This is a genomic window from Pseudomonas sp. GCEP-101 (genome assembly GCF_025133575.1).
GTDB classification, from domain to species: domain Bacteria; phylum Pseudomonadota; class Gammaproteobacteria; order Pseudomonadales; family Pseudomonadaceae; genus Pseudomonas; species Pseudomonas nitroreducens_B.
On sequence record NZ_CP104011.1, the window covers coordinates 2,567,162 to 2,586,635 of the forward strand.

At 68.6% G+C, this 19,474-nt stretch carries 16 protein-coding genes and 2 riboswitches; of the genes, 12 read left to right on the top strand and 4 right to left on the bottom strand.

The annotated features are described in order from the left end of the window. Positions 1-283 precede the first annotated feature (283 nt). Positions 284-1,381, top strand: coding sequence for a 3-deoxy-7-phosphoheptulonate synthase (locus N0B71_RS11735; protein WP_259759046.1), 1,098 nt, complete (start codon positions 284-286; stop codon positions 1,379-1,381). Positions 1,382-1,593: 212 nt separating this feature from the next. On the opposite strand, the gene cobN is transcribed toward N0B71_RS11735, so the two are convergent. Continuing rightward, positions 1,594-5,325 carry a cobaltochelatase subunit CobN gene (cobN, locus tag N0B71_RS11740; protein ID WP_259759047.1) on the bottom strand — a complete coding sequence of 1,244 codons (3,732 nt, stop codon included), beginning with the start codon at positions 5,323-5,325 and terminating at the stop codon, positions 1,594-1,596. A 189-nt stretch (positions 5,326-5,514) separates the two neighbouring features. Next, entirely contained in the window at positions 5,515-6,567 is a 1,053-nt protein-coding gene (gene cobW, locus N0B71_RS11745) for a cobalamin biosynthesis protein CobW (protein WP_259759048.1), read from the bottom strand. Positions 6,568-6,802: 235 nt separating this feature from the next. Beyond that, positions 6,803-6,997, bottom strand: a riboswitch (cobalamin riboswitch). A gap of 71 nt (positions 6,998-7,068) precedes the next feature. Next, a riboswitch (cobalamin riboswitch) is annotated at positions 7,069-7,282 on the top strand. 104 nt (positions 7,283-7,386) lie between these two features. Between cobW and N0B71_RS11750 the strand changes: the two genes are divergently transcribed. The 4 genes from N0B71_RS11750 (at position 7,387) to cobM (ending at position 9,681) form a co-directional block, all read left to right on the top strand. Further along, positions 7,387-7,575: a CbtB-domain containing protein gene (locus N0B71_RS11750; RefSeq protein ID WP_259759049.1), complete on the top strand. Its 189-nt coding sequence runs from the start codon at positions 7,387-7,389 to the stop codon at positions 7,573-7,575. 165 nt (positions 7,576-7,740) lie between these two features. After that, positions 7,741-8,445: a CbtA family protein gene (locus tag N0B71_RS11755; RefSeq protein WP_259759050.1), complete on the top strand. Its 705-nt coding sequence runs from the start codon at positions 7,741-7,743 to the stop codon at positions 8,443-8,445. A 76-nt stretch (positions 8,446-8,521) separates the two neighbouring features. After that, positions 8,522-8,938 (top strand): cobalamin biosynthesis protein, encoded by a 417-nt coding sequence (locus N0B71_RS11760; RefSeq protein ID WP_259759051.1) that lies wholly within the window; start codon positions 8,522-8,524, stop codon positions 8,936-8,938. After that, complete coding sequence (gene cobM / locus N0B71_RS11765) at positions 8,935-9,681, top strand: precorrin-4 C(11)-methyltransferase (RefSeq protein WP_259759052.1); 747 nt, start codon at positions 8,935-8,937, stop codon at positions 9,679-9,681. Before N0B71_RS11760 ends, cobM begins: the two co-directional genes overlap by 4 nt. Before the next feature lie 185 nt (positions 9,682-9,866). Here cobM and N0B71_RS11770 read toward each other — a convergent pair whose 3' ends face one another. Together N0B71_RS11770 and N0B71_RS11775 are read right to left on the bottom strand one after the other, a co-directional pair. Continuing rightward, positions 9,867-11,648 (bottom strand): ATP-binding response regulator, encoded by a 1,782-nt coding sequence (locus tag N0B71_RS11770; RefSeq protein ID WP_259759053.1) that lies wholly within the window; start codon positions 11,646-11,648, stop codon positions 9,867-9,869. 120 nt (positions 11,649-11,768) lie between these two features. Next, a complete protein-coding gene (locus N0B71_RS11775) occupies positions 11,769-12,659 on the bottom strand; it encodes a DNA-binding transcriptional regulator (protein ID WP_259759535.1) in 891 nt (296 codons plus the stop codon). Between the two features lie 380 nt (positions 12,660-13,039). Here N0B71_RS11775 and N0B71_RS11780 point away from each other — a divergent pair, with 380 nt between their 5' ends. Genes N0B71_RS11780 through mhpE form a run of 7 tightly spaced genes read left to right on the top strand, consistent with a single transcriptional unit; the run spans position 13,040 to position 19,439 of the window. Next, on the top strand, positions 13,040-13,978 hold the full coding sequence (locus tag N0B71_RS11780; RefSeq protein ID WP_259759054.1) for a 3-carboxyethylcatechol 2,3-dioxygenase: 939 nt from the start codon (positions 13,040-13,042) through the stop codon (positions 13,976-13,978). A 43-nt stretch (positions 13,979-14,021) separates the two neighbouring features. Then, positions 14,022-15,215 carry an acyl-CoA dehydrogenase family protein gene (locus tag N0B71_RS11785; RefSeq protein ID WP_259759055.1) on the top strand — a complete coding sequence of 398 codons (1,194 nt, stop codon included), beginning with the start codon at positions 14,022-14,024 and terminating at the stop codon, positions 15,213-15,215. Between the two features lie 16 nt (positions 15,216-15,231). Continuing rightward, positions 15,232-15,789 carry a flavin reductase family protein gene (locus tag N0B71_RS11790; RefSeq protein ID WP_259759056.1) on the top strand — a complete coding sequence of 186 codons (558 nt, stop codon included), beginning with the start codon at positions 15,232-15,234 and terminating at the stop codon, positions 15,787-15,789. Between the two features lie 4 nt (positions 15,790-15,793). Then, positions 15,794-16,654 carry an alpha/beta fold hydrolase gene (locus tag N0B71_RS11795; protein WP_259759057.1) on the top strand — a complete coding sequence of 287 codons (861 nt, stop codon included), beginning with the start codon at positions 15,794-15,796 and terminating at the stop codon, positions 16,652-16,654. Positions 16,655-16,669: 15 nt separating this feature from the next. After that, positions 16,670-17,491, top strand: a complete 822-nt coding sequence (mhpD, locus tag N0B71_RS11800) for a 2-keto-4-pentenoate hydratase (RefSeq protein WP_259759058.1) — start codon at positions 16,670-16,672, stop codon at positions 17,489-17,491. A gap of 11 nt (positions 17,492-17,502) precedes the next feature. After that, positions 17,503-18,435 carry an acetaldehyde dehydrogenase (acetylating) gene (locus tag N0B71_RS11805; RefSeq protein ID WP_259759059.1) on the top strand — a complete coding sequence of 311 codons (933 nt, stop codon included), beginning with the start codon at positions 17,503-17,505 and terminating at the stop codon, positions 18,433-18,435. Continuing rightward, a complete protein-coding gene (mhpE, locus tag N0B71_RS11810) occupies positions 18,432-19,439 on the top strand; it encodes a 4-hydroxy-2-oxovalerate aldolase (RefSeq protein WP_259759060.1) in 1,008 nt (335 codons plus the stop codon). The genes N0B71_RS11805 and mhpE overlap by 4 nt, the downstream gene beginning before the upstream one ends. Positions 19,440-19,474 lie beyond the last annotated feature (35 nt).

Genomic DNA, 19,474 nt, shown 5'->3' on the forward strand with positions numbered 1-19,474 from the left:
GCAGGGTCGCCAACCAGACAGATTCTTCAAACCCCGGTCGGCAACCCGACCGGGGTTTTTGTTTTTCCGGCCCACAAGGCCAACGCATCGCCACCCAATTGAATCGGGCCAAAACGCCCGGACAGAGGATCGACACATGAACACCACCTATTACCGCTATTACCGCAACTCCGACTGGCGATTTAGCAGCGCGCTGCGCGCCACCCAACGAGCCTTGCCACGAACACTTAGATAGAGCGCCGAGCGCGGAAAAACCACCGCGCCGGCCAAGGATGCCAGTCAGATGAACGCTTCCACCTCCGCCCTGATCCGCCCCGAACACGCAGCCACCGCCGAAGTCCTCGACCTGCCGCTGCCTTCCGCCCGCCGCCGCGAACAACCGCTGCCGAGCCCCGCCCAACTGCGCCAGCACCTGCCCCTGTCCGCCGCCATGGCCCATCGCGTGCGCGAAGGCCGCGAGGCGATCCGCGCCGTCCTCGATGGCCGCGACCCGCGCCTGCTGGTGGTGATCGGCCCCTGCTCGTTGCACGACCCCGTTTCCGCCCTCGAATACGCCGACCGCCTCGTCGAACTGGCGCCGCAGGTGAGCGACCAGCTGCTGCTGGTGATGCGCGCCTACGTCGAGAAGCCGCGCACGACCGTCGGCTGGAAAGGCCTGGTCTACGACCCGCAGCTCGACGGCAGCGGCGACATGGCCGGTGGCCTGGAGCTGTCGCGCCGGCTGATGCTGGGCATGCTCGAACGCGGCCTGCCGATCGCCACCGAACTGCTGCAACCCCTGGTGGCCGGCTACTTCGACGACCTGCTGGGCTGGGCCGCCATCGGCGCGCGCACCAGTGAATCCCAGGTGCATCGCGAGATGGTCAGCGGCCTCGACCTGCCGGTGGGCTTCAAGAACGGCACCGACGGCAGCATCGGCATCGCCACCGACGCCATGCGCTCGGCGGCGCACCCGCACCAGCACTTCGGCATCGATGCGCTGGGGCGCCCGTCGCTGGTGCAGACCCAGGGCAACCCGGACACCCATCTGGTGCTGCGCGGCGGCCACGCCGGGCCGAACTTCGATGCGGCCAGCGTGCAGCAGATCCGCCAGGGGCTGGAGAAGCTGGGGCTCGAGCCGAGCATCATGGTGGACTGCAGCCACGCCAACAGCGGCAAGGACCCGCTGCGCCAGCCGGCGGTGCTGGCCAGCGTGCTCGACCAGCGCCTGGCCGGCGATGCCTCGCTGCGCGGCGTGATGCTGGAAAGTCACCTGTTCGACGGGTGCCAGCCGCTGTCTGGCGAGCTGCGCTACGGTGTCTCGATCACCGACGGCTGCCTGGGCTGGAGCGGCACCGAGGCGCTGCTGCTGAACACGGCGGAGCGCCTGCGCCGGGGCTGATGCTTTTCCTGTAGGAGCGAGCTTGCTCGCGAACAAGTTTCCCGGCAGTACCGAAGCTGGCCGGGTTCGCGAGCAAGCTCGCTCCTACACACAACCCCACCCGGGGCGCTGAGTGCGGACCTGGTGTAGGAGCGGACTTTGTCCGCGATAGGTTTGCATCGCGCCGGATGCCATCGCGGACGGAGTCCGCTCCTACGCAAGCGCGAACCCCCTCACTGCTCCTCGCTGTCCACCAGCAGGTTTTCCAGCGTCTCCCGGTACTCCCCCGGCTCTTCCCACAACCCGCGCTGCTGCGCCTCCACCAGGCGTTCGGCGATGTCGCGCAGGGCCTCAGGGTTGTGCTGGCGGATGAACTCGCGGGTGTCGTCGTCCAGCAGGTAGGCGTCGGCCAGCAGGCGGTACTGGTGGTCGTCCACCAGTTCGCTGGTGGCGTCGAAGGCGAACAGGTAGTCCACCGTCGCGGCCAGTTCGAAGGCGCCCTTGTAGCCGTGGCGCTTCATGCCGGCGATCCATTTGGGGTTCACCGCGCGGGCGCGCACCACGCGGCCGAGTTCTTCCTTCAGGGTGCGGATGCGCGGGTTGTCCGGCTGGCTGTGGTCGCCGTGGTAGCTGGCGAGCGGCTGTCCCTGGATGACCTCGGCGGCGGCGAGCATGCCGCCCTGGAACTGGTAGTAGTCGTTGGAATCGAGGATGTCGTGCTCACGGTTGTCCTGGTTGTGCAGCACCGCCTGCAGGCCGGACAGGCGCTGGGCGAAGCGCTCGCGCGCCGGCGTGCCGTCGTCGCTGGCGCCGTAGGCGTAGCCGCCCCAGTTCAGGTAGGCCTCCGCGAGGTCGGCGCGGCTGTCCCACTGGCGCGATTCGATCACGCCCTGCACGCCAGCGCCGTAGGCGCCGGGCTGGGCGCCGAAGATGCGCCAGCCGGCCTGGCGGCGGGCGTCATCACGCTGCAGTCCCTCGGCTTGCAGGCGTGCCTGATCGGCGCGCACGCGTGCGGCCAGCGGGTTCAGGTCGTCCGGCTCATCCAGGGCGGCGACCGCTTGCACGGCGGCGTCGAACAGGCGGATCAGGTTGGCGAAGGCATCGCGGAAGAAGCCCGAGACGCGCAGCGTCACGTCCACCCGCGGGCGGTCGAGCAGGCTGACCGGCAGGATCTCGAAGTCTTCCACGCGCTGGCTGCCGGCCTGCCACACCGGGCGCACGCCGAGCAGCGCCAGCGCTTGCGCAATGTCATCGCCGCCGGTGCGCATGGTCGCCGTGCCCCACACCGACAGGCCGAGCTGGCGCAGGTGGTCGCCGTGGTCCTGCAGGTGGCGTTCGAGCAGCCGGCTGGCGGACTGGAAGCCGAGGCGGAAGGCGGTGGGTGTGGGCAGGTTGCGCACATCCACGGTGAAGAAGTTGCGACCGGTGGGCAGCACGTCCAGCCGCCCGCGACTGGGCGCGCCGCTGGGGCCGGGTGGGACGAAGCGGCCGTCGAGGCCGGCGAGCAGGTGACCGATTTCGCTGGCGCCGCAGGCATCCAGGGTCGGCGCGATCTGCTGGTGCAGGTGGGCGAGGACCGCCGCGCTGGCGTTACCGGGGGCGCTGGCATGGCCGTCGATCAGGCGCAGGGCGAACAGTTCCAGGCGTTCGCGGGTGTCGCCGTTGCTGCGCCACGGCTCGTCGCTGACGGCGAGCAGCACGTCCGGGCGCGGGCCCTCCCAGGCCTCGGCGAAGGCTTCATCCAGCGGGTCGCGGCCCAACTGCAGGTCTTCGCTCAGCGCGCGCAGCAGGCTGGCATTGCCGCCGCGTCCATCACCACGCGGGATGCGCACCAGGGAAAGCAGCGTATCGCGGCGCAATTCGCCCACGGGCGACTCGCCGAACACATGCAGGCCGTCGCGAATCTGCGATTCCTTGAGGTCGCACAGGTAGGCGTCCAGCTGCGGCAACCAGCTTTCCGGGTCGTCGCTCAGTTGCAGGCCCAGCTCGCGGTCCAGTGCGGTGTCGCGCACCAGCATGAGGATGTCGCCGCGCAGTTCGCTGGCGCGGCGCGGGTCGAGCAGGGAGGCGTCGTAGTACTCGTCGGCCAGGCGTTCGAGGTCGCGCAGCGGGCCGTAGTTTTCCGCGCGGGTCAGCGGCGGCATCAGGTGGTCGATGATCACCGCCTGGGCGCGGCGCTTGGCCTGCGCGCCTTCGCCCGGGTCGTTGACGATGAACGGGTAGAGGTTCGGCAGCGGGCCGAGGATCGCGTCCGGCCAGCATTCCTCGGAGAGCCCGACGCCCTTGCCCGGCAGCCATTCGAGGTTGCCATGCTTGCCGACGTGGACCACCGCGTCGGCGCCGAACACCTCGCGCAGCCAGAAGTAGAAGGCGAGGTAGCCGTGGGGCGGCACCAGCGACGGGTCGTGGTAGATCGCCGCCGCGTCGAGCTGGTAGCCACGCGCCGGCTGGATGCCGACGAAGCCGAGGCCGAAACGCAGGCCGGCGACCATCATCCGCCCGCTGCGGAACATCGGGTCCTGCTGCGGCTCGCCCCAGCGTTCGCGCACGGCCTGCTGGTTGGCTTCGGGCAAGCGCGCGAAGCAGGCTAGGTAGTCGTCCAGCGCCAGGCTCTGCGCGCAGGGGCGCAGGTCGAGGCTGTCGAGGTCGTTGCTGACGCCGCCGAGCAGTTGCTGGATCAGCGCGGTGCCGGAATCGGGCAGGCCGGCGACCGGGTAGCCCTGCGCCTCCAGCGCGCGCAGGATGTTCAGCGCGGCGGCCGGCGTGTCGAGGCCGACACCGTTGCCGATGCGCCCGTCGCGGGTCGGGTAATTGGCCAGGATCAGCGCCACGCGCTTGTCGGCGTTGGCCTTGCGCGAGAGCAGCATCCAGCGTCGCGCCAGTTCGGCGGTGAAGTCCATGCCCGGTAGGTGCGGCAGGTAGCAGACCACGTCGCTCTGGCTGCGCTCGCTGCGCCAGGCCAGGCCCTTGAAGCTGATCGGCCGGGTGATGAGGCGACCGTCCAGCTCCGGCAGCGCGATGTGCATGGCCAGGTCGCGCGGGCCGAGGCCTTGTGGGTTGGCGCGCCAGAGGTCGTGGTTGTCCAGCGAGCAGATGGCTTGCAGCACCGGCACGTCGCGCCTGAACGGCCGGTCCTGCGGCGCCTCCGGGTTCGACTGGGCGAAGCCGGTGGTGTTGATGATCAGCTCGGCGTCCGCGCTGTCGAGCAGGGTTTCCACCGCGTCCAGGCAGGCGGCTTCCTTGAGGCTGGCCACGGCGATGGGCAGCGGGTTGATGCCCTGGGCCTGCAGGCGTTCGCAGAAGGTGTCGATGAAGCCGGTGTTCGCTGCCTGCAGGTGGGTGCGATAGAACAGCAGCGCGGCGACCGGGCAGGCGGGGTTCCAGTCCGCCTGCCAGCGGGCGAGGTCGCAGCTGCCGACGTGCGGGTGATAGACCGCCACGCGCGGCAGCGTCCGGGGTTCGCTCCACGCATAGTCGCGTTGCAGGTGTCGGTCGGCCAGGCAGGCGAAGAACTGCCGTGCGTTGTCCATGCCGCCCTGGCGCAGGTACTGCCAGAGGCGCTCGGCATCCTGCGGCGCGACGCTGCACAGCGCGCTGAGTTCCGGGTCGGGCTTGTCGTCGCCCGGCACCGCGATCAGCGTGGCGCCGCGCTCGGCCAGCGCCGCCAATTGCTCCATGCCGTAGCGCCAGTAGCCGACGCCACCGTGCACCGAGATCAGGATGACCTTCGCGTGCTGCAGCACCTCGTCGACGTAGAGGTCCACCGAGGCGTGGTTCTGCAACTGCATGGGGTTGGCCAGGCGCAGGCTCGGGTAGTCCTCCGGCAGCGCGCGTGCGGCCTCGGCGAGCAGCGCCAGGTGCGAGTCGCCGCTGCAGAGGATCACCAGCTCGGCGGGCGTCTGGGCCAGGTGGGCGATGCCGTCGTCGGGGACGAAGCCGCCGGGTTGGGTGCGCAGCAGGTGCATGAGGCTTGCTCGGTTTTCGGTTTTTCGTAGGAGCGAGCTTGCTCGCGAACAAACCTCCGCAGCGGGGCTGCGGTTCGCGAGCAAGCTCGCTCCTACAGGGGGATTGCACGGTCGTAGGATGGGTGGAGCGCAGCGATAACCATCATTGGCGGTGGGTATCGCTGCGCTCCACGCCACCCTACGACGTCATCAAGTCAGGGCGGTACGCAGCTCGTTGGCGATGACGGCCTGATCCAGCTCCTGGCCGATCACCACCAGGCGCGTGCCGCGGGGCTCATCACTGCGCCAGGCGCGGTCGAAGTGTTTGTCGAAGCGCTTGCCGACGCCCTGTACCAGGAGGCGCATGGGCTTGCCGGGAATGGCGACGAAGCCCTTGATGCGCAGGATGGCGTGACGCTCGACCAGCGCGCTCAGCGCATCGAGCAGGGCACGCTCTTCCACTTCCGGCAGGTCGACGTGGAAGGAGTCGAACTCGTCGTGGTCGTGGTCTTCATGGCCTTCGTGGTCGTGGTGAGTGGGGCGGCTGTCGATGTGCAGCTCGGCCTCGGCGTTCAGGCCCAGCAGCACGGAGAGCGGCAGCTGGCCGGAGTTGGCTTCGACGATCTTCACCGCCGGCGGCAGCTCCTCGGCGACTTCGGCGCGCACGCGGGCCAGCGCCTCGGCATCCAGCAGGTCGGCCTTGTTCAGTACCACCAGGTCGGCACTCGCCAACTGGTCCTCGAAGAGCTCGTGCAGCGGCGATTCGTGGTCCAGGTTCGGGTCCTGCTGGCGCTGCTGGTCCACCTGCTCGGGGTGGGCGGCGAAGGTGCCGGCGGCCACGGCCGGGCTGTCGACCACGGTGATCACCGCGTCGACGGTGCAGGCGTTGCGGATTTCCGGCCACTGGAAGGCCTGCACCAGCGGCTTGGGCAGGGCCAGGCCCGAGGTCTCGATGAGGATCTGGTCGAGGTCGCCACGACGTGCCACCAGCTCGCGCATCACCGGGAAGAATTCTTCCTGCACGGTGCAGCACAGGCAGCCGTTGGCCAGCTCGAAGACGCGGCCGACCGCCTCTTCTTCGCTGCAGCCGATGGAGCACTGCTTGAGGATGTCGCCGTCGATACCCAGCTCGCCGAATTCGTTGACGATCACCGCGATGCGGCGGCCTTCGGCGTTGTCCAGCATGTGGCGGAGCAGCGTGGTTTTGCCGGCGCCGAGGAAGCCGGTGACGATGGTGACGGGGAGTTTGGCCAGGGTTTTCATGCGCGCCTCGCAAGCGGGAGTTGGAAGGCGGATGAAGGGCGCGCGCGCGGGTTCGCCGCGCAACGAAGGTCGCCACCGGATCACCCCGCCCGGTTGTCTGTTCATAACGAACCGGTTCCGGATCTCGCGAGCTAGAGCCAGGCAAGGCGGAGGGTCGTCGGGGACGCGGAGTTGACTGTAGTCAATGAGCAGTCCACGACGATCCTCCCACGCAGCATGGCCGACGCGCAGCAGATCGAAAACCAGTCACGAGGCAGGTCTCCTGGCTCACAGCCCTGTCGTGTTCCTTCGCCTTCCCGCCGTGGTCGGCAGTGGCGTGTGAAAGAACAGGCTGTTCACAGTTGCGGGGGCAGCCGTGGCGCATCCGAAGATTTCCACGTTCCCTCTTAGCTCCGGCCAGCGCCGGAGAACCTCGAAGGGAGGAAGGCTACGCAGCGTGAGCGGGGCGGTCAATCGCCGGGGATCGGTTCGGCCGTGGTTGACGCTGCCGGGCGGTCGTGGTCAGCTAGCGCGGTTCCAGGTGTCTCGCGCCGACGCGCGCGAGGTGAAACGGGAAGCCGGTGCGTCCGCAAGGACCAGTCCGGCGCTGCCCCCGCAACGGTAAGCGAATGAAGGGTCATCGGTAGCCACTGTGCTCGCGCATGGGAAGGCTGACCCGCCCAGCCAGCCGGCTGTCATCGCAAGCCCGGAGACCGGCCTGGAATCCTTCGTTTTTGGCAAACCCGCGGTGGGCGGGCGCAGGCCGTGGCGCGACCGATCCGGCGCGTTCGAATGCGTTCAACCTCTGCGTTCTCTACTCAAGTTTCAGAGGGAACGTTCATGTCCAGCAGCATCCTGGCGCAACAGGCGTCGAGCACTTCCATCCCCCTTTCCAAGCGCATCAGCCTGGCCATCGGCGCCAGCCTGCTCGGTGCGCTGCTGGTGTATTTCGCCGGCTTCTCGCATCTGGAAGCGGTGCACAACGCCGCCCACGATACCCGTCATAGTGCGGGCTTCCCCTGCCACTGACGCGGTTCTGAGTTCAATCGGCTGCGCGTCGGCCGGGCTGCGCTGGAAAATCGCCGTGGACTGCTCATGGACAGCAGTCCACTGCGCGTCCCCGGCGATCCTCCGCCTTGACTGGCTCTAGCTCGCTCGATTCGATGGCTCGCAGAAGAAAGAAGGAAAGAGCGAATGATCAAACGTATCGCCCAGACCGCCGGTTTCGCCGGTCTGATCGCGGCGCTGGTGCTGACCGTGGTCCAGCTGCTGTGGGTGTCCCCGCTGATCCTCAAGGCGGAGACCTACGAAAAGTCCGAACCGGTGGCAATGGCCGAGCACAGCCACGAGCACGCTGAAGGTGCCGTCGCCGACCATCACCATGATTCGCAAGCCTGGGAGCCGGAAGACGGCTGGCAGCGCATCCTCTCCACCACCGGCGGCAACCTGGTGGTCGCGGTGGGCTTTGCGCTGATGCTGGCCGGCCTGTTCACCCTGCGCGAGCCGGGCAAGACGTCCGAGGGCCTGTTCTGGGGCCTGGCCGGCTTTGCGGTGTTCACCCTGGCGCCGTCCCTCGGCCTGCCTCCGGAAGTCCCCGGCACCGCCGCCGCCGACCTGAGCCTGCGGCAGACCTGGTGGATCGGCACTGCCGCTGCCACCGCCGCCGGCCTCGCTCTGCTGGTGTTCGGCCGCCACTGGGCGCTGCGCAGCGTTGGCCTGGCCTTGCTGGTGGTGCCGCACGTGATCGGCGCGCCGCAACCGGAGGTGCACTCCAGCCTCGCGCCGGAAAGCCTGGCCCACGAGTTCATCCTCGCCTCGCTGGTCACCAACGCGGTGTTCTGGGTGGCGCTGGGGCTGGTCGCCGCCTGGCTGTTCCGCCGATTCACGCCGCAGGCCTGATCCGGGGGCTATGCTCGACCCCGCAGCCGGCCCGGCCGCTGCGGGGTTTTTATTGTCATCTTCAAGGAGAGCGACCATGACGCTGGTTGCCGGCCTCGGTTGCCGCCGTGGCTGCCCGCTCGATGAACTGCGCGCGTTGCTGCAGGCCACGCTGGCCGAGGCGGGGCTCGACGAGTCGATGCTCACTGCCCTGGCCAGCGCCACGCTGAAGGCCGACGAAGCGGGGCTCAGCGCCCTGGCGGCGGCCCTTGACCTGCCGCTGGTGCTGTTCACGCCACAGCAGCTGGCGGCCTGCGAAGCGCGCCTGGGCGACCCTTCCGACAGCGTACGCGCCGCCACCGGCACGGCCAGCGTGGCCGAAGCCGCCGCGCTGTTGCAGGCCGAGGCCCAGGCCGGCGCACCGGCCCGCCTGCTGGTGGGCAAGCGGCGCAGCGAGCAGGCCACCTGCGCGCTGGCCTTCATTCCCGTCGAATCCGCACAGGAGCAGCCATGACGGTCTATTTCATCGGCGCCGGCCCGGGCGACCCGGAACTCATCACGGTGAAGGGCCAGCGGCTGATCCGCTGCTGCCCGGTGATCCTCTACGCCGGTTCGCTGGTGCCGCCGGCCGTGCTGGAAGGGCATCGCGCCGAGCGCGTGGTGAACACCGCCGAGCTGAACCTGGACGAGATCGTCGCGCTGCTGGCGCAGGCTGACGCCGAGGGCAAGGACGTGGCGCGGGTGCATTCCGGCGACCCTTCGCTGTATGGCGCCATCGGCGAGCAGATCCGCCACCTGCGGGCCCGCGGCATCGCCTACGAGATCATCCCCGGCGTCACCGCCACCTCGGCCTGCGCGGCGATCCTGGGGTGCGAGCTGACCCTGCCGGATATTTCCCAGACACTGATCCTCACGCGCTACGCCAGCCGCACGCGCATGCCCGAGGGCGAGTCGCTGGCCGAGCTGGCGCAGCACCGCGCGACCCTGGCCATCCACCTGGGCGTGGGACAGTTGTCGAACATCGTCGCCGAGCTGCTGCCGCACTACGGCGCCGATTGCCCCGTCGCGGTGATCCACCGCGCCAGCTGGCCGGACCAGGACCAGGTCACCGGCACCCTCGGCGACATCCTGCCCAGGGCCGAGGCCAAGGGTTTCAAGCGCACGGCGCTGATCCTGGTGGGCAGGGTGCTGGGCGCGGAGGGCTTTGCCGATTCGTCGCTGTACAGCGTGGGGCACGCGCATCTGTATCGGCGGTAGTCTGGCCCTGTTTTCATCCCGTGAAACCCGTGCTGCTGCCCCCCCTCACCCCAGCCCTCTCCCGGAGGGAGAGGGGGCAATGCGTACCGGCTGATACCCGGGTGCCCTCCTGCACGGAACGGTCCCCTCTCTCCCTGGGAGAGGGTTAGGGTGAGGGTCTTTCGAGCACGGAGTATTCTGGAGTTTCAGCGCTCCTCCGGCTCCAGCTCGCTCAACTGTTCATCGATCAGCGCCTTCAACTGCTCGGCCGCCAGCGGTTTGTGCAGCAGCGGCCAGCCGTGGGCGGCGGCCTGGGCGAGCAGGCGTGGGTCGGTGTCGCCGGTGACCAGCATGGCGGCGATCCAGTCGTCGTCGTAGTGGCGGTGCAGGCGCTCGATGGCGTCGAGCCCGGTCTGGTGGTCGCGCAGGCGGTAGTCGCTGATGATCAGGTCGGGTTTCTCCCGCGCCGCGGCCAGGTCCTCGAGCAGGTCGGCGACGTCGGCGACGATGCGGTGGCGGTAGTCCCAGCTCTGGAACAGCAGGCGCAGGCCCTCGCGGTTTTCCGCGTCGTCCTCGATCACGTAGATCAGCTTGTTGCTGCCCACCGCGGTGCGCGGCACGGCGGGCTCGGGCGCGCGCGGTTGCTGGGCAGTGGCGCGGGGCAGGCTGAGCATGAAGACGCTGCCGCGGCCCTCGCGCGAGTGCAACGCCAGCGGATGGTCGAGCAGCCTGGCGGTGCGCTGGACGATGGCCAGCCCGAGGCCGAGGCCCTTGCTGCGGTCGCGTTCGGGGTTGTTCAGCTGGTGGAATTCCCAGAACACCTTCTGCCGCTCGGCGGCGGGAATTCCCGGGCCGCTGTCCCAGACTTCCACCCGCACCCGCCGGCCCCGGCGCCGCCAGCCGATCAGCACGCCGCCGCGCTCGGTGTAGCGAAGGGCGTTTTCCACCAGGTTGCGCAGGATGCGCTCCAGCAGCGCCGGGTCGGAGGTCACGAAGGGCGCGCCGGCGCGCACGCGCAGCCGCAGGCCCTTGTCGGCCGCCTGCACGTTGCAGTCTTCGGCGATGCGCTCCAGCAGCTCGGCCAGGGAGAAGGCCTGCAGGTTGGGCTGGACGATGCCGGCATCCAGCCGCGAGATGTTCAGCAGCGCGTCGAACAGCGAACCCTGCGCCGCCAGCGCGCGGGATATGTGCTCGACCAGGTTGCGGCTGGCGTCGTCCAGCGGCCGCTTCTGCAGCGCGCCCAGGTACAGGCCCAGGGCGTAGGTGGGCTGGCGCAGGTCATGGCTGGCGGAGGCGAGGAAGCGTGTCTTGGCCTGGTCGCTGCGCTCGGCGGCTTCCTTCTCGATGCTCAGTTTCTGCAGCAGCTCGATGTTTTCGAAGCGCAGCAGCAACGAGTCCACCAGGGTGGCGTGGAAGCGGTAGGCGAAGGCGCAGATGGTGACGGCATAGACCAGCGCCGCCGCGCCGAGGGTCTTGCTCAGCGCGTCGGGCAACAGCACCAGCAGGCTGGCGAAGGGCAGGGTGAACGCTGGCGCGATGAACAGGTAGAACAGCGGCAGGACGATGCTGTAGGCGTTCATCACGCCGGTGCCCAGGCCGAGCAGGACCACCACCACGTACATCTGCAATGACGCTGGGAGCACCGTGACCCAGTAGGCGGCGGGCAAGCCCCAGAGCAGCCCGGACAGGCCGGTGGTGAGCATCACCTGGATCAGCCAGCGCCGCCTGGCCACGGCGTCGCCGTCCTGCAACTGGTCGTAGCGGCGCAGCAGCCACAGGCGCAGGGCGCCCAGCAGGGTCTGCGCGGCGAACCAGGCGAGCAGCGCTGTCAGCGGTTGGGCGTCGCTGAGCACCCAGGTGGTCAGTCCGGCCACCAGATAGGCGGCGATGATGGAGAACGGCGAGTTGCGCCGCAGCACGTCGAACTGCTCGGCGCGTACCGCATCGGCGTAGGGGGAGTGGCTGAGGTCGCGCTGCCAGAGGTTCATCGGGCCTTCCATGGTGGGCGGTGATCGCTGTCTGTATAGCAACTGCCGCCCACAGCGCCCAGCCCGCTGTGCAGGAATCAGCGCTTGCCCGTCATCCCGCGCCGCGTTGGCCCGTTGCGCTCAGCGCGGCACGCCGGGTTCGCAGGGCCTGCCCGGCTCCGCACCGGTGGCCGGCAGCAGCGTGTCGCCGCCCGGGCCGAATTCCCGCGCGAGCTGGTTGCCCGGCAGGCTGATGGCCTGCTCGATCTGCCCGGCGGTGCGGCGCAGGGCCGGCAGGTAGCGCGCCGCCGCCTGCTCGATGGTCATCGCCTTGGCCACGTAGACCAGGTTGATGCAGCCCAGCACGCGCCCCTGGCCATGGACCGGGACGGCGATCGAGGCGATGCGCTCCTCCTTGTTCCAGTTCATGTAGTTCTCGCCGTAGCCACGGTTGCGTGTCTTGCGCAGCAGGTTGTCGAGCGCCAGCGGCTCGCGCGCCAGGGTGTTCTCCTCGTCGCGTCGGCTGGCCAGCAGTTCGAGGATGCAGCGCCGCTCGGTCTCGGGGCAGAAGGCGAGGTAGGCCAGCCCGGTGGCGGTCAGCAGCATGGGCAGGCGGCGCCCGACCATCGAGCGATGGAAGGACAGGCGGCTGAAACGGTGGGTGGTTTCGCGCACCACCATGGCGTCGACGTCCAGCGTGCACAGATCGGTCGGCCAGACCACCTCGTGCAGCAGGTCGGCCAGCAGCGGCGCGGCCAGTTCGGATATCCACTGTTCGTTGCGGAAACCCTCGCTGAGTTCGCGCACCTTCAGGCACAGGCGGAAGCTGTCGTCGGACTCGCTGCGGCGCACGTAGCCCTCGTCCTGGAGAGTCTCCAGCAGGCGTCGCACGGTGGTCCGGTGCAGGCCGGTGAGCTCGGCCAGTTGCGTCGGCGTGGCGCCGCCATCGAGGCGATTGAGGGTGTTGAGCACCTGCATGCCGCGGGCAAGGCCGCGGACGTTCTTGTATTCGGTATCTCGTCGGTTGGGCAGCATGGGCTGGCTTGTCCGTATTGTTCTTGGGGGCATTCAAGCACGCTTTTTCCCCTCGCCACAGGCCCATCCGTCCACCCCCGTCTTCCCTTCCGGGTTACCGGAAAAATCCTTCAGAAGTCTCGCCATAGAGCCGCTTACGCGCTTTTTTGTCGCGGCGTTTGATGAATAAAAATCCTTATAAATCAATCAAGTGCATGCAGTGCACGCAGGTGCAGATAGTTTTTGAGGCCTTCGAAAAGCCAACCCTAGAATCGGTCCCCGGCAGATTCGAACAACAACCATCAGGAGTCAGGCCGCCACGCACAGCCGTCGGCAGCGCCCGATCCGGAACTGCTCCCCAGGTGCGGGCCGGATATCTCCGAAGCAAGGGAATTCTCATGGCTATACACCTGAAGTGCCTGTCGCACACCCCGCTGCGCGGGCTGAACAGCCCCGGCCCCGAGATCGACGCGGAAGTGGCCGCGGTACTCGCCCAGGCCCGCGCCGAGGTCGAGGCGTTCGATCCCGAGCTGATCGTCATCTTCGCCCCCGATCACTACAACGGCCTGTTCTACGACCTGATGCCGCCCTTCGTGATCGCCACGGCGGCGGAGTCGGTGGCCGACTACAAGACCCTGCCCGGGCCGCTGTCGATCCCCTCAGACCTGGCGCTGCAACTGACCCGCTACGTCCTCGACCAGGACATCGACATTGCGCTGTCGCACCGCCTGCAGGTCGACCACGGGTGCACCCAGACGCTGGAAGAAACCACCGGCAGCCTGACCCGCTACCCGGTCATCCCGATCATCATCAACTCGGTGGCCCCGCCGTTCTGTCCGTATCGCCGCATCCGCAAGCTCGGCGAGGCCGTCGGCCGCTTCGTCGCGGGGCTGAACAAGCGCGTGCTGATCCTCGGCACCGGCGGTCTGTCCCACGAGCCGCCCGTGCCGCTGCTGGCGGGCGCGGAACCGGCGATCAGCGAATTCCTCATCTGCGGGCGCAACCCCACGCCGGAGGCGCGGGCCGCGCGCCAGGCGCGCACCTTGGCCGCCGGGCAGATCTACGGCACCGAGCAGAGCGCCCTGACGCCGCTGAACGCCGAATGGGACCGCGCCTTCATGCAACTGCTGGTCGAGGGCCGCCTGGCCGAGGTCGACGACTTCAACATCGACGACATCTCGCGCATCGCCGGCCGCTCGACCCACGAAGTGCGCACCTGGGTGGCGGCCTGTTCCGCCCTCGCGGCCATCGGCCCCTATCGCGCGCGCTGCGACTACTACCGGCCAATCAACCCATGGATCACCGGCTATGGCGTGCTCAGCGCCGACCTGTGCTGAGCCAGTTGCCCTGACGACATTGCGTCACCGAAGGAGAATTTGAATGACCCTCATGCCTACCCCGATGCCTACCGAAGCCGAACTGGTCGCCCGCGCCGAAGCGATGATCCCCTGGCTGCGCGAGAAAGCCGATGCCGTGGAAAAAGCGCGCATGGTGCCGCGCGACACCATCCAGGCGTTCCACGATGCCGGTTTCTTCCGCATCCTCCAGCCGCGCCGCTGGGGCGGCTACCAGATGAGCCCCAACGTGCTGAACAAGGTGCTGATGGAACTGGCCCGCGGCTGCCCGTCCAGCGCCTGGAACGTCATGGTGCTGGGCGTGCACCCCTTCGAGCTGGGGCTGCTCGACCCGCGCTGCGGCGATGAGTTGTGGGGCCAGGACGACACCCGCCTGGTGTCGTCGTCCTACGCGCCGTTCGGCACCGTCACGGCGGTCGACGGCGGCTATGTGCTCAAGGGCGAATGGCTGACCTCCAGCGGCTGCGACCATGCCGCCGGCGGCGCCTTCCTCGGCGGCCGGGTGATGGAGAACGGCGAGATGGTGTTCCGCTCCTTCTGGGTGCAGGCCGAGGACTTCGAGATCGTCGACGACTGGCACGTGGTCGGCCTGGCCGGCACCGGCAGCAAGAAGCTGGTGGTGCGCGAAGCCTTCGTGCCCAGCTACCGCTGCCACGTCATCGCCGCCTATGGCGAGCAAACCCACGGGCAGGTCGAGAACCTCTACAAGATGCCGTTCTTCTACGTGTTCTACGCCGCGGTGTCGTCGGTGATCGTGGGCATGGCCCGCGGCATGGCCGACCTCTACATCGAGCACATGGTGCCGCGGCAGAACCTCAACCAGGCGGTGGGCGCCGCGGTCAACGATCCGTTCATCAAGGCTCGCCTGGGCGAGGCCCACGCCAAGATCCTCGGCGCCGCCACGCGCATCCTGCACAACACCGAGGAGGCCTGGAGCTACACCTCGCAAGGTCAGCTGGTGCCGCTGCCGGTCCGAGTACGTCACTTCGCCACCAACCAGTTCACCGGCGGCGAGTGCTTCGATGCCGCGCACATGATCTTCAAGAAGACCTCCACCCGCGGTGTCTGGCTGAACAACCCGATGCAGCGCCAGCTGCGCGACATCCTCGTGGGTGCCAACCACATCACCCAGAACCAGGACAACATCGGCGATCTGCTGGGCGGGCAGCTGCTGGGCAATCCGCTGCCGGCGGGCAACCCGTTCGGCGTGCGCGTGTGACGGCGAGGTGAACGTGATGAATACAGCCATCAACCAACGCCTGGACTGGGACTGGAACGCCGAGCTGAGCACGCTGCCGATGGTCGGTGCGGATGTGCAGCGCGCCGGCATGCGCCACTTCGCCTCCGGCGTGTCGATCATCACCGCGCGCACCGCCCAGGGCCCGGTGGGCCTGACCGCCACGGCGGTCTGCTCGGTCACCGTGGAACCGCCGCGCATGGTGGTGCTGGTGAACAAGAAGGTCGCCGCCAGCGAGGCGATCCTGGAGAGCGGCGCGTTGTGCATCAACGTGCTCGCCGAGGACCAGGAGCACATGGCGCGGGTCTTCGCCGGGATGGTCGAGGGGGTCTTCGGCCCCGCCCGTTTCGAGCACGGGCAATGGAGTGAGCGGGTGACCGGTTCGCCGGTACTCGACGGCGCCCTGGCGAACTTCGATTGCCGGGTGGTGAAGGTCTACGACGAAAGCACGCACAACGCCTTCCTCTGCGAAGTGCTGGCCAGCGAGGCGCCCGCGGCGGGTGAGCCGCTGCTCTACATGAACGGCGCGTTCCGCCGTGTCGCCGCCCAGGAGTGATGCCATGAGCCAAGTACTCAGCGAATCCGCCAGCAGCCGTTTCGTCCGCATCCGCGAGGGCGAGCTGGACCTGCAACTGCACTACAACGACCTGGGCCAGGGCGCACAGACCGTGGTCATGCTGCACGGCTCCGGTCCCGGCGCCAGTGGCTGGGCCAACTTCAACCGCAACCTGGAGCCGCTGCTCGAGGCCGGTTACCGGGTGATCCTGCTCGACTGCCCCGGCTGGAGCAAAAGCGATCCCATCGTCTGCAAGGGCTCGCGTTCGGACCTCAACGCCACCGCGCTCAAGGGCCTGGTCGATGCCCTGGAGCTGGACCGCGTGCACCTGATCGGCAACTCCATGGGTGGGCATAGCGCCGTGGCCTTCGCCCTGACCTACCCCGAGCGGGTCGGCAAGCTGGTGTTGATGGGGGGCGGCACCGGCGGCGCCAGCCCGTTCGTGCCGATGCCCACCGAGGGCATCAAGCTGCTCAACGGCCTGTACCGCGAGCCGACCATCGACAACCTGAAGAAGATGATGAACGTCTTCGTCTTCGACCCCAGCGAGCTGACCGAGGAACTGTTCCAGACCCGCCTGGACAACATGCTCGCGCGCCGTGACCACCTGGAGAACTTCGTCGCCAGCCTGGCCGCCAACCCGAAGCAGTTCCCCGACTTCGGCCCGCGCCTGGGCGAAATCCGCGCGCAGACCCTGATCGTCTGGGGCCGCAACGACCGTTTCGTGCCGATGGACGCCGGGCTGCGCCTGTTGGCCGGCATCCCGAACTCCACGCTGCACGTGTTCAACAACTGTGGCCACTGGGCGCAGTGGGAGCACGCCGCCGCCTTCAACCGCCTGGTGCTGGATTTTCTTCGCCACTGACTCCCGAGGTACTCCATGAGTCTGTCCCACGACACGCTCCAACGCCTGGCCGCCGCGTTGCGCCAGGCGCAGCAGCACGGCGAGGCCATCGAGCCGCTGCGCGACACGCTGGGCCTGGGCAACGGCGAGGCCGCCTATGCCATCCAGCAGCTCAACGTCGAGCACTGGCAAGCCGCCGGGCGCCGCGTGGTCGGCCGCAAGATCGGCCTGACCAACCCCAAGGTTCAGGCCCAGCTGGGCGTGGACCAGCCGGACTTCGGCACGCTGTTCGCCGACATGTGCTACGGCGACCAGCAGGGCATCGCCATCGAGCAGGTGATGCAGCCCAAGGTCGAGGCGGAAATCGCCCTGGTCCTGGGCCGTGATCTGCCCCATGCCGACACCACCTTCGACGAACTCTGCGCGGCGGTGGACTGGGTGCTGCCGGCGCTGGAAATCGTCGGCAGCCGCATCCGCGACTGGAACATCCGCTTCGTCGATACCGTCGCCGACAACGCCTCCTGCGGCGCCTACGTGCTGGGCGGGCCGGCGCGCCGGCTGGACGGCCTGGACCTGCTCGACTGCGCCATGCGCATGACCCTGGACGGCGAGGAAGTGTCCGCCGGGCGCGGTCGCGAATGCCTGGGCCACCCGCTCAATGCGGCGGTGTGGCTGGCGCGCAAGATGGCCGCGCTGGGCACCCCGCTGCGGGCCGGCGACCTGGTGCTGACCGGCGCCCTCGGCCCGATGGTCCCGGCCAAGGCCGGCGATCGCTTCAGCGCCACCATCGAAGGCATCGGCAGCGTGTCCACCTACTTCTACCGCGCGGCGCCCGACGCCGCCCTTCTCCCGACGTGAGTGAGCTGAGCATGAGTACCCGACGCAAAGTCGCCATCGTGGGTTCCGGCAACATCGGCACCGACCTGATGATCAAGATCCTGCGCCATGCGCAGCACCTGGAAATGGCCGCGATGGTCGGCATCGACCCGGCCTCCGACGGCCTGGCGCGTGCCGCGCGCCTGGGCGTGGCGACCACCCATGAAGGCGTGGAGGGCCTGACCCGCCTGCCGGTCTTCGCGGAGATCGATTTCGTCTTCGACGCCACCTCCGCCTCCGCCCACGTGAAGAACGACGCCCTGCTGCGTCGCCACAAGCCCGGCCTGCGCATGATCGACCTGACCCCGGCGGCCATCGGCCCGTACTGCGTGCCGGTGGTCAACCTGGAGCAGCACCTGGGCGCGCTGAACGTGAACATGGTGACCTGCGGCGGCCAGGCGACCATCCCGATGGTCGCCGCGGTGTCCCGCGTCGCCAAGGTGCACTACGCCGAGATCGTCGCCTCCATCGCCAGCAAGTCCGCCGGCCCTGGCACCCGCGCCAACATCGACGAATTCACCGAGACCACCAGCAAGGCCATCGAAGTGATCGGCGGCGCGGCCAAGGGCAAGGCGATCATCGTCCTCAACCCGGCCGAGCCGCCGCTGATCATGCGCGACACCGTCTACGTGCTCAGCGAGTCGGTGGACCGCGCCAAGGTGGAAGCCTCCATCGAGGAAATGGCCGCCGCGGTGCAGGCCTACGTGCCGGGCTATCGCCTCAAGCAGAAGGTGCAGTTCGACGACGTGCGCGACCTGAACATCCCCGGCCACGGTCGTTTCTCCGGCCTGAAGACCTCGGTGTTCCTCGAAGTCGAAGGCGCCGCCCACTACCTGCCGGCCTACGCCGGCAACCTCGACATCATGACCTCCGCCGCGCTGACCACTGCCGAGCGCATGGCGCAGGCGATGGGAGCCTCGGCATGAGCAAGAAACTCTATATCTCCGACGTCACCCTGCGTGACGGCATGCACGCCATCCGCCACCAGTACTCGCTGGAGGACGTGCGCGCCATCGCCGCCGCGCTGGACCTGGCGAAAGTCGACTCCATCGAAGTAGCCCATGGCGACGGCCTGCAAGGTTCGTCGTTCAACTACGGCTTCGGCGCCCACACGGACCTCGAGTGGATCGAAGCGGCCGCCGATGTGGTCAAGCACGCGAAGATCGCCACGCTGCTGTTGCCGGGCATCGGCACCATCCATGACCTGAAGGCCGCCTACAACGCCGGCGCGCGGGTGGTCCGCGTGGCGACCCATTGCACCGAGGCGGATGTGTCCCGGCAGCACATCGAGTACGCCCGCGAGCTGGGCATGGACACCGTCGGCTTTCTGATGATGAGCCACATGCAGACGCCCGAGGGCCTCGCCGGCCAGGCCAAGCTGATGGAAAGCTACGGCGCCACCTGCATCTACGTGGTGGATTCGGGCGGGGCGATGAACATGGACGACATCCGCGCGCGCTTCCGGGCGGTGAAGTCGGTGCTCAAGGCCGAAACCGAGACCGGCATCCACGCGCACCACAACCTGAGCCTTGGCGTGGCCAACTCCATCGCCGCGGTGGAGGAGGGCTGCGACCGCATCGACGCCAGCCTCGCGGGCATGGGCGCCGGCGCCGGCAACGCGCCGCTGGAGGTGTTCATCGCCGCGGCGGACAAGCTCGGCTGGAACCACGGCACCGACCTCTACGCGCTGATGGACGCCGCCGATGACCTGGTGCGCCCGCTGCAGGATCGCCCGGTGCGGGGCGACCGCGAGACCCTCGCCCTGGGCTATGCCGGCGTCTACTCCAGCTTCCTGCGCCACGCCGAGGTGGCCTCGGCGAAGTACGGCATCAAGGCCGTGGACATCCTCGTCGAACTGGGCAAACGCCGCATGGTCGGCGGCCAGGAGGACATGATCGTCGACGTCGCCCTGGACCTGCTCAAGCGCTGACAGCCCGCACCGCCCGGCCGGCTCCTCAAGGAAGC